Raw genomic sequence first — 14,893 nt, forward strand, 5'->3', positions numbered from 1 at the left:
GCGGGCAATCAGAAGAAGACCACGTATACCGCGGCCGCCACGATAAAGCGATAGATGGCGAACGGGATAAACGAGATGTGCTTGATCAGTTGCAGGAAGGTTTTGATGGCGATCAGCGCCACGATAAAGGCGGTGACAAAGCCCACGGCAAACATCGGGATGTCGCCCGCGGTCAGGAAGTGATAGCTCTTGTAGAGATCGAGCGCGGTGGCGCCCATCATCATCGGCACCGCCAGCAGGAATGAGAACTCAGAGGCCGCATAGCGGCTCACGCCCATCAGCATCCCGCCTGAAATCGTCGCCCCGGAGCGAGAGAAGCCCGGCCACAGTGCCAGACACTGGAAACAGCCAATCATAAACGCCTGACGGTAGGTCATGTCGTCCAGACCCGGCGCGCGGGGCTCTTTCGGCTTCAGCAGCTCGGCGGCAATTAGCAGGATACCGCCGACCACCAGGGCATACATCACGTTAATCGGGTTAAACAGCGACTTGATGGTGTCGTGGAGTAACAGACCCAGCACTACCGCCGGAATCATCCCGAGCAGAATGTGCAGCAGCGTTAAACGCCCTTTACCTGTGCCTTCATGCGGCGGATGACCAAAGTGGATGCCAATCAGGCCGAACAGGCGACGCCAGAACATCACCACCACCGCCAGAATGGATCCTAACTGGATCACTACCTCAAAGGTTTTCGCCGTTTCGCCTTCGAACCCCAGCAGATGGCCGACAATGATCATATGGCCTGTACTGGAAACCGGCAAAAACTCTGTCAATCCTTCGACCACACCCAGTATTGCTGCCACCAGCAGGGAGTGCATATCGCTCATCAATTAACCCCTAAAAGACAGAAAAAAGGGCTACCCAGGGGGTAACCGTAAAAGAAACAGCTCTAAGACTGATTTAACAGGAATTGGTTTAACTATTATACCTTTAAATGTTTCCTTTCAGATTTTGGCTACGTTCGATAATGACCCCGACATTGGCCGCCCGCGCAACCGCCCCCGGCTTGCTGACTTTGATACGCACCCATGGGGAGTTGAAGCGGCTGAGCAGCAGCTCCGCGACTTCTTCCGCCACACGCTCCACCAGCGCAAAACGCTGGCCTTCCACGTGACTGATGACCGCGTCACTCACGTCGGCATAGCTCAGACAGTCGTTCACATCGTCGCTTTTTGCCGCGGCGAGGTTATCCCAGCCCATTTCGATATCGAACACGAGTTTCTGCTCGATGGTCTGCTCCCAGTCATACACCCCGATAGTGGTGATTACCGAAAGTTGCTCTATAAATACTATATCCATCACGACCTGCCTGGTTTTTGGCTAAACCGGATACCACTCCCGGCGAATTATGCGTATTATCCACAGATGCTAAGTACAAAACGACATTTTCAAAACGGAACAGCGTTATGAGTGCAATCGCGCCTGGAATGATCCTCCTCGCCTACCTTTGCGGCTCAATTTCCAGCGCCATTCTGGTCTGCCGTATCGCCGGGTTGCCTGACCCACGCGAGAGCGGCTCCGGGAATCCGGGAGCGACCAATGTACTACGAATTGGCGGCAAAGGAGCAGCCGTAGCGGTTCTGATTTTTGACGTTCTGAAAGGAATGCTTCCCGTCTGGGGCGCGTATGCACTGGGCGTCACGCCGTTCTGGCTGGGGCTGATTGCCATTGCCGCCTGTCTGGGCCATATCTGGCCGGTTTTCTTTGGTTTTAAAGGTGGAAAAGGCGTCGCCACCGCGTTTGGCGCCATTGCCCCCATTGGCTGGGATCTGACCGGCGTGATGGCCGGCACCTGGCTGCTCAGCGTGTTGCTGAGCGGCTACTCTTCGCTTGGCGCCATTGTGAGCGCGCTGATTGCGCCATTTTATGTCTGGTGGTTTAAGCCGCAGTTTACCTTTCCGGTGTCGATGCTCTCTTGTCTGATCCTGTTGCGTCACCATGACAATATTCAGCGGTTGTGGCGGCGTCAGGAGACGAAGATCTGGGCGCGGTTGAAGCGGAAGAAGAAAGAGACGCGGTAGCTTATATTGAGTTTAGTGGAATAGTTACGTTCACTTTATGACCAACAGAATATGACGTTCCGGAACCCGTGAACGTGATAAGGGGGCCACCGCGGCCCCCTTATCAATCCCCGCGGCCCCGCGACGAAATCGGTGCTTCGCACTGCGCTCACCTCCCGACCTGCTGCCTGCGGTCGGCTCAACTCGACATCCTGTCTCGATTCGCCTCTGGCCGCCATCCCTGGCGTCCAGCCCTTGTCAGCCGGTCTCCGGTTCGCCGATTTCAGCGGGGACTCAACACCCGTGCCACATTCCGGCAATAAAAGAATTTGCAGAGAAATGACATTCTGTTTCCTTCAGACCGCAGCGAAGGCAGAGGGAGCGTGAGTCCGGCTGAAAATCGCTGAGGCGTTGACCGCAGGCCGGGGCGAGGCGCATGGATGCGCCGAGAGGGCGTGACCTACATGGATGTAGGATCACGCCCGACCCGTTAGCCGGAGGGAATAAGCCGAAGGGACCGCGAAGCGGCGATTTTCTTTGCCGGGAGCCGGGATTGTTAAGGGGGCGGCGGCAGCCCCCTTAACACGTTCACCGCAGCGGGGCGTACATAACGCAGAGAAGTCATAGTGAACGGAACAATTCCACCACTCCAGAAAATAAGTGGGCGCTTAGCAACCGCCCCCATCCATAAGCGACTCATATGACAGCCTTCATTTCCGCCAGGGCATACTAAAAAAACCCGACGGCGAGCAGATGGATAAAGCATGTCAGCAACTCAGGCGCATGAAAAAACAGTAAAAGGCTGGCAGGCATCCCTTGCCCTGCACTTTTCCTACTCGCCTGAGAAAACCCTCCTCCACTCTGCCCGCCACGTCGGGCCACTCACCGTGCAGCGCCCCTTTTATCCCGAAGGTGAAACCTGCCACCTCTATCTGCTGCATCCCCCAGGCGGGATTGTCGGCGGGGATGAGCTGGCGATTACCGTTCATCTTGCGGCCCATAGCCACGCGCTGATCACCATGCCCGGCGCCAGCAAGTTCTATCGCAGCAACGGCGTCCTGGCGCGGCTGGATCAGCACTTCACGCTGGAGGAGAACGCAACGCTGGAGTGGCTGCCGCAGGACACCCTTTTCTTTCCCGGGGCACAGGCCGCCCTGCGCTCGGTGTTCCATCTGCAGCGCAGCAGTACGCTGCTGGCCTGGGAGCTGTTTTGCCTGGGCCGCCCGGTGATTAATGAGCCCTTCAGCCACGGTCGTATTGAGAGCCGTCTCGAAGTCTGGCTTGAGGGTGAGCCGCTGTTAATCGAGCGCCAGCACCTGGCCGACGGCGATCTGACCCCCGTGGCGGAACATCCGTGGATCGGCACCCTGCTGTTTTACCCGGCGAGCGAAACACAGCTGGAGGAGGCCCGCGAAGCCCTGGCACCGCTGGAGCATTTCGCTGGCGCGACCCTCACCGACGGCCTGCTGTCGGTGCGCTTCCTCGCGCACGACAACCTGATTTGCCAGCAGGCGATGCGTGAGATCTGGCAGCGCCTGCGTCCGCAACTTACCGCCAAAGCCCCCTGTTCGCCCCGAATCTGGCACACCTGAGAGAAGCACGATGGAACTGACCCCCAGAGAAAAAGACAAGCTGTTGCTGTTTACCGCCGCGCTGGTCGCCGAGCGTCGTCTCGCCCGTGGCGTAAAACTCAATTACCCGGAATCGGTGGCCCTGATCAGCGCCTTCATTATGGAAGGGGCGCGCGATGGGCAGACGGTTGCGGAATTAATGGAAGCGGGCCGCCATGTCCTGACCCGCGCCCAGGTGATGGAGGGCGTACCGGAGATGATCCCGGACATCCAGGTGGAGGCCACCTTCCCGGACGGCTCCAAGCTCGTCACCGTTCACAATCCGATCCTGTAAGGGGGCAACATGATCCCAGGGGAATATCAGATACAACCCGGCCAGATCGTCATTAACGCGGATCGCGATACCCGGACGGTGATCGTCGAGAACCACGGCGACCGCCCGATCCAGGTCGGATCCCACTACCACTTTTTTGAGGTAAACCCGGCGCTTAAGTTCGATCGTGAGGCGACCCGAGGCTACCGGCTGAACATTGCCGCCGGTACCGCCGTGCGCTTTGAACCGGGGCAGAAGCGCGCCGTGACGCTGGTGGCTGTGGCAGGCGCGCAGCGTATTGTGGGCTTTCGTGGCGAGGTGATGGGTGAGGTCAACCATGGCTGAGATTTCACGTCAGGCATATGCCGACATGTTCGGCCCCACCACCGGGGATAAAGTCCGTCTCGCCGATACCGAGCTCTGGATCGAGGTGGAAAACGATCTGACCATCTACGGCGAAGAGGTCAAATTTGGCGGCGGAAAAGTGATCCGCGACGGCATGGGCCAGGGGCAGATGCTGGCGCAGGACTGCGTGGATCTGGTGCTGACCAACGCGCTGATCGTCGATCACTGGGGGATCGTCAAAGCGGATATCGGCGTGAAGGATGGCAGGATCTTCGCCATCGGCAAAGCGGGTAACCCGGACATTCAGCCCGGCGTGACGATCCCCATTGGCGCCGCCACCGAGGTGATCGCCGCCGAAGGGAAGATCGTCACCGCAGGCGGGGTCGATACCCATATTCACTGGATCTGCCCGCAGCAGGCGGAAGAGGCGCTGGTCTCCGGGGTCACCACCATGATTGGCGGCGGTACCGGCCCTGCCGCAGGCACCAACGCCACCACCTGCACGCCGGGGCCGTGGTATATCGCCCGCATGTTGCAGGCGGTCGACACGCTGCCGGTGAATGTCGGCCTGCTGGGTAAAGGCAACGGCTCCAACCCGGATGCCCTGCGCGAGCAGGTTGCCGCGGGTGCGATTGGCCTGAAAATTCATGAGGACTGGGGTTCCACCCCTGCGGCGATCGACTGCGCCCTGACGGTGGCGGATGAGATGGATATCCAGGTGGCGCTGCACAGCGACACCCTTAACGAGGGCGGGTTTGTCGAGGACACCCTGGCGGCCATCGCCGGGCGCACCATCCACACCTTCCACACCGAAGGGGCGGGCGGCGGCCATGCGCCGGATATCATCACCGCCTGCGCGCATCCCAACATTCTGCCCTCCTCTACCAACCCCACGCTGCCCTACACGGTGAATACCATCGACGAACACCTGGACATGCTGATGGTCTGCCACCACCTCGACCCGGATATCGCCGAGGATGTGGCCTTTGCCGAATCGCGTATTCGCCGGGAGACCATTGCGGCAGAAGATGTGCTGCACGATATTGGCGCCTTCTCGCTCACCTCGTCCGATTCACAGGCGATGGGCCGGGTGGGAGAAGTGATCATCCGCACCTGGCAGGTGGCGCACCGCATGAAGGTGCAGCGCGGTCCGCTGGCGGAGGAGTCGGGCGATAACGATAACCTGCGGGTGAAGCGCTATATCGCCAAGTACACCATCAACCCGGCGCTGACCCACGGCATCGCCCATGAGGTCGGGTCGGTTGAGGCGGGGAAACTGGCGGACCTGGTGGTCTGGTCCCCCGCCTTCTTTGGCGTCAAGCCAGCCACCATCGTCAAAGGCGGGATGATCGCCTGCGCGCCGATGGGGGACATCAACGCCTCGATCCCCACGCCGCAGCCGGTGCATTACCGGCCCATGTTTGGCGCGCTGGGCGCCGCCCGCCACGCCACCCGTCTGACCTTTCTCTCGCAGGCTGCCGCCGATAACAACATTTCGCAGCAGTTGAACCTGCAGAGCGCCACTGCGGTAGTCAAAGGCTGCCGGACGGTGAAGAAGGCCGACATGATCCACAACGGCCTGCAGCCGAACATTACCGTCGATGCGCAAACCTATGAGGTGCGCATTGACGGGGAGCTGATTACCAGCGCACCGGCAGAGGTTCTGCCGATGGCGCAACGCTATTTCCTGTTCTGAGGAGGACTCATGATCACCTTAACCCAACGCCTTGATCATCCCCATCCCGTTACCGCACACGTCACGCTGCCCATTGATGTGCGGGTAAAGAGCCGCGCCCGCGTAGTGCTTAACGATGGCCGTGACGCCGGGCTGATGTTGCCCCGCGGTCTGTTGCTGCGGGGCGGCGACCTGCTTGCCAGTGACGATGGTCATGAAGTGGTGGAGGTCATTGCCGCCCCCGAGCCGCTGTCGGTGGTGCACTGCGCGGATCCGTTCCTGCTGGCTCGCGCCTGTTATCACCTGGGCAACCGCCACGTCCCGCTGCAGGTCATGCCCGGCGAATTGCGCTATCACCACGATCACGTGCTGGATGAAATGCTGCACCTGTTGGGCCTGGACGTCACTTTCGCCACCCTGCCCTTTGAACCGGAAGCGGGCGCTTATGCCAGCGAAGGGCACTCCCACTCTCACGCTCATTCACATTAAGGATTAATTATGCGTAAGTTGTTACCCCTGCTTCTGCTGGCCTTCTCCCTGCCCGCGCTGGCCCATCCGGGACACGGCAGCGACAGTTTTCAGGCGGGCTTTTTCCATCCCCTGACCGGGCTTGATCATCTGCTGATGTTGACCGGCGCAGGCGTGCTTGCCGCCCTGAGCGGCCGCAGGCTGCTGATGCCCTTTGCCACTCTCGGCATGATGCTCACCGGGGCGATTGCAGGCAGCCTGCTGGGGGGCTTTAGCGGCATGGAGATGCTGATTATCGCCTCGCTGGCGGTGTGTGGTGCCATGATGTTCAAAACCGAAAACCGCCTGCTGCTGGCGGTGCCCGCGCTGGCGATGTTCCACGGCTGGGCGCACGGGGTGGAGATGGCAGGCCACAGCTTCTGGCTGTTTACCAGCGGCTTTATGCTCGCCAGCGCCGCGGTGCTGTGCGCAAGCTTTGCGGCAGGCCTGCTGCTGCGCCGTCACGACGGGCTGCGTAAAACCCTCGGCGGCGGGCTGATCGCCTCTGCCCTGCTGGCGCTGATGAGCTGATGGAGCCGTCCCGCCAGTGGTTGCGCCTGATGCAACTCGCCAGCAGCAGTCTGCCGGTGGGCTCTTTTACCTGGTCGCAGGGGCTGGAGTGGGCGGTGGAAGCGGGCTGGGTCACTACCCCGGCGGCATTCAAAGCCTGGCAGTGTCAGCAGATGGAGCAAAGCTTTTTCCGCGTCGATCTGCCGCTCTTTTCCCGCCTCTACCACGCCTGTGAACAGCAGGATCTGGCGAGCGCCGCGCACTGGACGGCGTACCTGCTGGCCTGCCGGGAGACCCGCGAGCTGCGGGAAGAGGAGCGCAACCGCGGGGCGGCGTTTACCCGGCTGATCAAAAGCTGGGAGGCGGATTGCCCACCTGACTGGCTGGCGCTGTTCCCGCAAAGCCAGCTATGCGGTATGGCGTGGCTCGGTGTGCACTGGGGCATCGGCCTGCGCGAGATGGCGCTGAGTCTTGGCTACAGCTGGATCGAGAGCGCGGTAATGGCGGGCGTCAAGCTGGTGCCCTTTGGGCAGCAGGCGGCCCAGCTGTTGATCATCGAACTCTGCGATCGCTTTACCGACGGGCTGGCGCAGGCGCTGTTGCTTTGCGATGACGAACTGGGCGCCGCCACGCCGCTGTCGGCCATCGCCTCGGCGCGCCACGAAACCCAATATTCACGATTATTCCGTTCCTGAGGAGTCTCTATGTCTGAGTACAAACACCCCCTGCGCGTGGGCGTGGGCGGCCCGGTGGGGTCGGGTAAAACCGCCCTGCTGGAAGCGCTGTGTAAAGCGATGCGCGACACCTATCACCTGGCCGTCGTCACCAACGATATCTACACCAAAGAGGATCAGCGCATCCTCACCGAGGCGGGCGCGCTGGAGCCGGAGCGCATTGTGGGGGTGGAGACCGGCGGCTGTCCGCACACCGCCATTCGTGAAGATGCCTCGATGAACCTGGCGGCGGTAGAAGCCCTGAGCGAGAAGTTCGGCAACCTGGATCTGATCTTTGTCGAGAGCGGCGGCGACAACCTGAGCGCCACCTTCAGCCCGGAGCTGGCGGATCTGACGATCTACGTGATCGACGTGGCGGAAGGGGAGAAGATCCCGCGCAAGGGCGGGCCGGGGATCACCAAATCCGATTTTCTGGTGATCAATAAAACCGATCTCGCCCCTTACGTGGGGGCCTCGCTGGAGGTGATGGAGCGCGACACCAACCGCATGCGCGGCGAGCGTCCGTGGACCTTTACTAACCTGAAAGCGGGTGACGGGCTGGCAAACATCATCGCGTTTCTGGAAGAGAAAGGCATGCTGAAGGTCTAAAAAAAGCCTGGCGTGACGCCAGGCTTGCCGATCATTTACAGGTGTTGTTCGACGCCCCCTCTTCACGCCATACGCCCCAACTGCTGAAGCCTTTGCCCGGCTCTTCCTGGCCCGGGTTGACGTACCACTGGTTAAACCAGATTTTACCGTTGTGGGACACTTTGGTGCATTTCACCGGATAGGCAATTTTTGGGTTATAGGCCGGAACGATCTCTTTGGCTGGGGTTTCATCCTGGGCCGGAGTTTCATCCTGGGCCGGGGTCTCGTCCTGGGCCGGGGTCTCGTCCTGGGCCGGGGTCTCGTCCTGGGCCGGGGTCTCGTCCTGGGCCGGGGTCTCGTCCTGCGCCGGGATGGCCGGCTTGCTGACCTTAATAGTCATGCTGTCCTGCGCTGTGCGGCCGTCCGCGCCGGTGGTGGTCAGGGTAAAGACCGCATCGCCCTCGGTATTCGCCGGGATCACCGCGTAGGCATGGGCGCTGTTCACGCTGCTGCTCAGGGTACCGTTCAGGTTCTGCTGCACAAAGAAGGTGCCAGCGCCTTTGGTCACGCTCCAGTTATACGATTTTGCATTGAGGCTTTGGCTGCCGTCCAGCGGCCAGGTTTTCACCCCCGTCGTGGGTGACTCCATGCTGTAATCCGCGCCCGCTGCTGCCGTCGGCGCCGGCAGGGTATCGCCCCCATCCTTCAGGGCCAATATTTTGGCCGCCGCCCGCGCCATATCCGGCTGGGTACCGATGGTCTGCCCGGTGCCGCTGGCGGCCGGTGTTCCGGTCTCCTGGAGGATTTGACGCATCTGTAGCGGCGTCACGGTGATCCCATGCGCTTTGGCGATCCCAGACAGGCTGGCCACCACGCCCGCCACGATGGGCGTTGCGGATGAGGTGCCGTTGAAGCTGCTGGTATAGTTGGCGTTAGGGGCGTTATAAAGCGGGCCGTAACCGGTGGTGGTGACATCGTTGCAGCCCCAGGAGGAGCTGGTGACGCGCTTGCCGTAAGTACTGAAGTGGGCGCGTTTACCATCTTTGGCACAAAGCGCGCCGACGATAATCGCCCCGGAATCGCGAACGTTGGTATCCCACTTGCCGTTAAAGCCCGGCGCATCCAGGTTGATATTGCCGTTGCCTGCGGCGGTGACGACAAACACCCCTTTGTCAGTCAGGGCTTTGATAACATTGAAGTAGCTCTGATCGTTTTCAATCGGTATGTAGCAGTTTTTTTGACAGGTACCGGCCACTTCACCGCCGTAGGTCTGCATGTTCAGCGACACCACGTCCCCGGCTTTGAGCTGAGGGATCAGCTTATACAGATTGCTTGAAGGCCAACCGGCATAGCCCACCTTGCTCTTCCAGCTCAGCCCGCGCACCCCGGCCCCGATATCCCGCCCGGCCAGAATACCCATGGAGGCTGTACCATGTTCCCGCTCAGAGCAGGTGGCACTGGTGCTGGTGGCGCTGCCCTGGCTGAACGCGATGGGCGGTAAATTGACATGTTGCGGGTTCCAGGCGCAGTTTTCTGAAGAGACAAGGGTAATATCTTCACCCTCATTGCCTTTATAAAGGTTGACACTGTCGCGGTTAACCCCGCCCATAAAATAGCCCGCGCGCTTTTCATCCGGCGCTTTTAAATAATCCTGGAGATGGCGAAAATCCGGCACTGAAACCGCACCGAGGCTGCCGCTGGATGCTCTTAAGCCAGGTCTGACGGCGCTGTTCTCTCCCTGCTCCTCTTCCAGCGAAACGGGAAGTGATTCCGGATAGACCGCTTCAATATTTTGATTATGTTTCAGCTCGCTAATAATGCTGTTGATGTAGTTCTTATCCTGGTTCTTATCGCCCGGCAGATTAATACGCAAATAGCGATCGAAGCCGTAGCGCTTATTTATCGCCGCCATTTCGGTGGTATTTTTATCGGCGGGATACATGGCGGTGGCTGCCAGTGAAGGGTCGCTCAGGGTCAGCGAAGGCTGGACGCCCGTGTCTGTCGATGGTTTCAGCTTAACAATGATCGCATCGTAGGCAACGCCCTCCTCCGCCAGGGTGGCCTGAGGTACGGTATCGGCCCAGGCGGTGCTGGAGACGATCGCACAGATCAGTAACGATAAAATTCTTTTTTTCATTTTTGCCAACGTTCCTTAATGACATTTATTTATGTGAAATCCCTTTTTTCACAATGAAAGAAAATCATCGTCCAGCCAATAAGAGCCTTCTTCGAATAAATAAGAACTGTCTCTACGTGTATTAGTTTCCCGATCTTTTTTGAACGCGAAAATGTCAACCGCAACGCAGAGTAAAAATAACCAAAATAATATGCATAACGCGAAAACGACAGGCACTCAGGCGAATAATACCAGCCGCCATAGCGCAAGACATTTCTAATATTAAAAATATCTTCCAAAGGATAATTAATACGCTCTCGCGGGGGTTAAAATTGGTTTTATAAATACGCTGGCCGTTATCGTCTCAGCGTTCAATGCTGGAGAATTACGATGCGATTAAATTTAACCATTGCCGATGAGCACCCGCTGATTCGCCGGGGCGTCCGGGCGATGATCGACGACATGAATAGCGCTGGCGCAGCGATTGCAATCAACGATGAAACGGAGTCGACATCCGATCTGCTGAAAACGCTGACCCGAGAGCTTCCCGATATCCTGCTGCTGGGCTACACGCTTAACGGCGCCCACAGCGCCGATCCGCTAAGCCGTATGGAGGGGCTGGCGCTGGTAAAAGGCCTGCGCCAGCGTTTTCCGGGGCTCAAAATACTTCTGCTGGCCCGCTACAAGAATCCGCAGCTTCTCCGCCTGGCCATTGAGACAGGAGCAAAGGGGTACGTTAGCCACAATATAAACGCGAAAACCCTTCGCGACGCGCTCACCTGCTTAATGAATGACGACGTCTACGTCGAACCGGCGCTGCTGGAGCTGCTCTTCCCCGGTGAAAAGCCGGCCGCGGAGACACTCTCCGCCAGAGAAGTGGACGTGCTGCGTTTACTTTGTAAAGGAGGGAGCCTGACGGATATCTCGCGTCGCATGCACCTGAGCATTAAGACCGTGAGCGCGCATAAAATTCGGGCGATGGAGAAGCTGCGGGTGAAAAATGACTGCCAGCTTTACTGCCTGCTGGCCCGCACCCGGATGTTTGATATTACCTTTTAACATCCGGGCCGGGTGAAAGATCAGGCCGCAGGCAGTTCGGACAGTGGCCAGCGCGGGCGCACGGAGACGCTGAGATCCGCCGTGGCGTTCGATTTCAGACGCACCATACCGGCATAGGCGATCATCGCCCCGTTATCGGTACAAAATTCCGGGCGGGCATAGAAGACTTCACCGCGGCGTTTTTGCATCATCTCAGCGAGCTTCGCGCGCAGCGTGCGGTTGGCGCTAACGCCCCCCGCCATCACCAGGCGCTTAAAGCCGGTCTGATCCAGCGCGCGTTTGCACTTGATCATTAAGGTATCCACCACCGCATCTTCAAAGGCGCGGGCGATGTCGGCGCGTGTCTGCTCGTCGTCGTCATTATTCCGGATGGTATTGGCGGCAAAGGTCTTCAGGCCGGAGAAGCTGAAATCCAGACCCGGACGGTCGGTCATTGGCCGCGGGAAGACAAAGCGCCCTTCGGTGCCCTGCGAGGCCATTTTCGACAGCATCGGGCCGCCAGGGTAATCGAGCCCCAGCAGCTTGGCGGTTTTGTCGAACGCTTCACCCGCCGCATCGTCAATGGACTCGCCCAGCAGTTCGTACTGGCCAATACCGGTGACGCTGATCAATTGCGTATGACCGCCGGAAACCAGCAGCGCCACAAACGGAAATTCAGGGGGATTCTCTTCCAGCATCGGCGCCAGCAGATGCCCTTCCATATGGTGAACCGCGATAGCCGGAACATCCCACGCGAACGCCAGCGAACGTCCGATAGTGGCGCCCACCAGCAGCGCCCCCACCAGACCCGGACCCGCCGTGTAGGCCACAGCGTCAATATCTTTTGCCGTAAAGCCAGCCTCTTTCAGCGCCGCCTGGATCAGGGGCACGGTTTTACGCACATGGTCGCGGGAGGCCAGTTCTGGCACGACGCCACCGTAGTCGGCATGCAATTTTACCTGACTATACAATTGGTTGGCGACCAGCCCTTTTTCATCGTCGTAGATCGCGATGCCGGTTTCATCGCAGGATGTTTCAATACCCAGTACACGCATGACTTGTTTTACCTCACTCAGATACCGCGCAGTGTAGAGCCTGGGCGGGTTGATGTAAAACTTTCCTCACCCCTGGAGTTCACTTCGTGTATACTCCTCACCCTTATAAAAGTCCCCTTTCAAAAACGGCCGCGGTGCTTTACAAAGCAGCAGCAATTGCAGTAAAATTCCGCACCATTTTGAAATAAGCTGGCGTTGATGCCAGCGGCAAACCGAATTTATAAAGGTGAGAGTTACATGCCGGTAATTAAAGTACGTGAAAACGAGCCGTTCGACGTAGCACTGCGTCGCTTCAAGCGTTCATGCGAGAAAGCAGGTGTTCTGGCTGAAGTTCGTCGTCGTGAGTTCTATGAAAAACCAACGACCGAACGTAAGCGCGCTAAAGCTTCTGCTGTGAAACGTCACGCGAAGAAACTGGCTCGCGAAAACGCACGCCGTACTCGTCTGTACTAATCTATTGAGGACGCACGTCCTCAGTCGTCAGACAGAGTAGTAGTCGTAAGGCCGTGCTTCCGGAAGGAATGCGCGGCTTGTTTTCGTTTATACGTTCCTAAAAATTTCTGGGGCCTATGGCTGGACGAATTCCACGCGTATTTATCAACGATCTGCTGGCAAGAACCGACATTGTCGATCTCATCGACGCGCGGGTAAAGCTGAAGAAGCAGGGCAAGAACTATCACGCGTGCTGTCCATTCCATAACGAAAAAACCCCCTCTTTCACCGTAAACGGTGAAAAGCAGTTCTACCACTGCTTCGGCTGTGGCGCGCACGGCAACGCCGTCGACTTTTTGATGAACTACGACAAGCTCGAGTTCGTTGAAACCGTCGAAGAGCTGGCTGCCATGCACAATCTTGAAGTGCCTTATGAAGCAGGCAGTGGCCCCAGCCAGATAGAGCGTCATCAACGACAAACGCTGTATCAGCTGATGGATGGCCTGAATTCGTTTTACCAACAGTCTCTCAAGCAACCTGCTGCTGAGCCTGCGCGTCAGTATCTGAACAAGCGCGGACTGAGCGACGATGTTATTGCGCGTTTCGCTATTGGTTACGCCCCGCCCGGCTGGGATAACGTGTTGAAGCGTTTTGGCGGCAATAGCGAAGATCGTAAATCACTCATCGACGCGGGCATGCTGGTCACTAACGACCAGGGACGTAGCTATGACCGCTTCCGCGAACGGGTGATGTTCCCTATTCGCGACAAGCGTGGCCGGGTAATTGGTTTCGGTGGCCGCGTGCTGGGCGATGCCCTGCCGAAATACCTCAACTCCCCGGAAACCGATATTTTCCATAAAGGCCGCCAGCTGTATGGCCTGTATGAAGCCCAGCAGAATAACGCTGAACCGCAGCGGCTGCTGGTGGTCGAAGGCTATATGGATGTGGTGGCGCTGGCGCAGTTCGACATTAACTATGCCGTGGCGTCGTTGGGTACCTCTACCACTGCCGACCATATCCAGCTGCTGTTCCGGGTGACCAACACGGTCGTCTGCTGTTACGACGGTGACCGGGCCGGACGCGAAGCCGCCTGGCGCGCGCTGGAAACGGCGCTGCCTTATATGACCGACGGGCGCCAGTTGCGCTTTATGTTCCTGCCCGACGGCGAAGACCCGGATACGCTGGTGCGTAAAGAGGGCAAAGCGGCATTTGAAGCGCGGATGGAGCAGGCTCAGCCGCTCTCCACGTTTCTGTTTAACAGCCTGATGCCGCAGGTAGATTTGAGCACCCCGGATGGCCGCGCCCAGCTGAGCACGCTGGCGTTACCGCTGATTACTCAGGTGCCGGGCGAAACGTTGCGCATCTATCTGCGCCAGGAGCTGGGCAAGAAACTTGGCATCCTGGATGACAGCCAGCTTGAACGTTTAATGCCAAAACTGGCTGAAAGCGGAGCGGTTCGCCCCGCGCCTCAGCTAAAACGCACAACCATGCGTATACTGATAGGACTGTTGGTGCAAAACCCGGAGCTGGCCCCACGCGTGCCCTCTCTGGCGGGTTTAGACCACGAAAAGCTGCCCGGACTTGGCTTATTTGCAGAACTGGTCAACACTTGTTTGTCACAGCCAGGTCTGACCACCGGGCAACTTTTAGAGCACTATCGCGGAACAAAAGCCTCCGCAACCCTTGAAAAACTGTCGATGTGGGACGATATAGCAGATAAAGAGATTGCTGAAGAGACCTTCACCGACTCGCTCAACCATATGTTTGATTCGATGCTTGAACTGCGCCAGGAAGAGTTGATTGCTCGCGAGCGCACACACGGTTTAAGCAGCGAAGAACGCCGGGAGCTCTGGATGATTAGCCAGGAGCTGGCAAAGAAATAACAGAAAGACAAAAGTATTTAACGGCTTAAGTGCCGAATATCGATCGGGTAGATCCCGACAGCCGCACTGAGAGGCAGCGGCAAAAATACAAGTACGCCCTCGCTTTAAAGGTTGGCAGCCGTATCGCCGACACCAATCAAACGAATA

General features: G+C 58.4%; 16 protein-coding genes. 12 read left to right on the plus strand and 4 right to left on the minus strand.

Translation table 11 applies throughout. The features are described 5' to 3' along the window. Window positions 1–8: 8 nt before the first annotated feature. Both bacA and folB read right to left on the minus strand, forming a co-directional pair. Complete coding sequence (bacA, locus tag C2U54_RS00960) at window positions 9–827, minus strand: undecaprenyl-diphosphate phosphatase (RefSeq protein ID WP_103177001.1); 819 nt, start codon at window positions 825–827, stop codon at window positions 9–11. Between the two features lie 103 nt (window positions 828–930). After that, window positions 931–1,299, minus strand: coding sequence for a bifunctional dihydroneopterin aldolase/7,8-dihydroneopterin epimerase (folB, locus tag C2U54_RS00965; RefSeq protein WP_103177002.1), 369 nt, complete (start codon window positions 1,297–1,299; stop codon window positions 931–933). Window positions 1,300–1,406: 107 nt separating this feature from the next. Between folB and plsY the strand changes: the two genes are divergently transcribed. From plsY to ureG, 9 genes are all read left to right on the plus strand, one after another. Then, the gene (gene plsY / locus C2U54_RS00970) at window positions 1,407–2,021 is read left to right on the plus strand and encodes a glycerol-3-phosphate 1-O-acyltransferase PlsY (RefSeq protein ID WP_103177003.1); all 615 of its coding nucleotides are present in this window, start codon (window positions 1,407–1,409) and stop codon (window positions 2,019–2,021) included. A gap of 743 nt (window positions 2,022–2,764) precedes the next feature. After that, window positions 2,765–3,592, plus strand: coding sequence for an urease accessory protein UreD (locus C2U54_RS00985; protein WP_103177004.1), 828 nt, complete (start codon window positions 2,765–2,767; stop codon window positions 3,590–3,592). Between the two features lie 10 nt (window positions 3,593–3,602). Continuing rightward, window positions 3,603–3,905: an urease subunit gamma gene (locus C2U54_RS00990; RefSeq protein WP_039031754.1), complete on the plus strand. Its 303-nt coding sequence runs from the start codon at window positions 3,603–3,605 to the stop codon at window positions 3,903–3,905. 9 nt (window positions 3,906–3,914) lie between these two features. Next, entirely contained in the window at window positions 3,915–4,229 is a 315-nt protein-coding gene (locus C2U54_RS00995) for an urease subunit beta (protein ID WP_103177005.1), read from the plus strand. Then, window positions 4,222–5,925 (plus strand): urease subunit alpha, encoded by a 1,704-nt coding sequence (ureC, locus tag C2U54_RS01000; RefSeq protein WP_103177006.1) that lies wholly within the window; start codon window positions 4,222–4,224, stop codon window positions 5,923–5,925. Before C2U54_RS00995 ends, ureC begins: the two co-directional genes overlap by 8 nt. Window positions 5,926–5,934: 9 nt before the next feature. Then, window positions 5,935–6,393 (plus strand): urease accessory protein UreE, encoded by a 459-nt coding sequence (gene ureE, locus C2U54_RS01005; protein ID WP_103177007.1) that lies wholly within the window; start codon window positions 5,935–5,937, stop codon window positions 6,391–6,393. 9 nt (window positions 6,394–6,402) lie between these two features. Then, complete coding sequence (locus tag C2U54_RS01010) at window positions 6,403–6,942, plus strand: HupE/UreJ family protein (protein WP_103177008.1); 540 nt, start codon at window positions 6,403–6,405, stop codon at window positions 6,940–6,942. Next, window positions 6,942–7,616, plus strand: a complete 675-nt coding sequence (locus tag C2U54_RS01015; RefSeq protein WP_103177009.1) for an urease accessory protein UreF — start codon at window positions 6,942–6,944, stop codon at window positions 7,614–7,616. The genes C2U54_RS01010 and C2U54_RS01015 overlap by 1 nt, the downstream gene beginning before the upstream one ends. 9 nt (window positions 7,617–7,625) lie before the next feature. Beyond that, a complete protein-coding gene (gene ureG, locus C2U54_RS01020; RefSeq protein WP_103177010.1) occupies window positions 7,626–8,243 on the plus strand; it encodes an urease accessory protein UreG in 618 nt (205 codons plus the stop codon). 31 nt (window positions 8,244–8,274) lie between these two features. On the opposite strand, the gene C2U54_RS01025 is transcribed toward ureG, so the two are convergent. Continuing rightward, on the minus strand, window positions 8,275–10,359 hold the full coding sequence (locus C2U54_RS01025; protein WP_103177011.1) for a S8 family peptidase: 2,085 nt from the start codon (window positions 10,357–10,359) through the stop codon (window positions 8,275–8,277). 369 nt (window positions 10,360–10,728) lie between these two features. Between C2U54_RS01025 and C2U54_RS01030 the strand changes: the two genes are divergently transcribed. Continuing rightward, window positions 10,729–11,397, plus strand: a complete 669-nt coding sequence (locus C2U54_RS01030) for a response regulator transcription factor (RefSeq protein ID WP_103177012.1) — start codon at window positions 10,729–10,731, stop codon at window positions 11,395–11,397. 20 nt (window positions 11,398–11,417) lie between these two features. Here C2U54_RS01030 and tsaD read toward each other — a convergent pair whose 3' ends face one another. Then, entirely contained in the window at window positions 11,418–12,431 is a 1,014-nt protein-coding gene (gene tsaD, locus C2U54_RS01035) for a tRNA (adenosine(37)-N6)-threonylcarbamoyltransferase complex transferase subunit TsaD (RefSeq protein ID WP_103177013.1), read from the minus strand. 237 nt (window positions 12,432–12,668) lie between these two features. Here tsaD and rpsU point away from each other — a divergent pair, with 237 nt between their 5' ends. Together rpsU and dnaG are read left to right on the plus strand one after the other, a co-directional pair. Beyond that, a complete protein-coding gene (gene rpsU / locus C2U54_RS01040; protein ID WP_001144069.1) occupies window positions 12,669–12,884 on the plus strand; it encodes a 30S ribosomal protein S21 in 216 nt (71 codons plus the stop codon). Between the two features lie 116 nt (window positions 12,885–13,000). Beyond that, window positions 13,001–14,746, plus strand: coding sequence for a DNA primase (gene dnaG, locus C2U54_RS01045; protein WP_103177014.1), 1,746 nt, complete (start codon window positions 13,001–13,003; stop codon window positions 14,744–14,746). Window positions 14,747–14,893: the final 147 nt, after the last annotated feature.

It is taken from the genome of Leclercia sp. LSNIH1, assembly GCF_002902985.1.
GTDB lineage: Bacteria > Pseudomonadota > Gammaproteobacteria > Enterobacterales > Enterobacteriaceae > Enterobacter.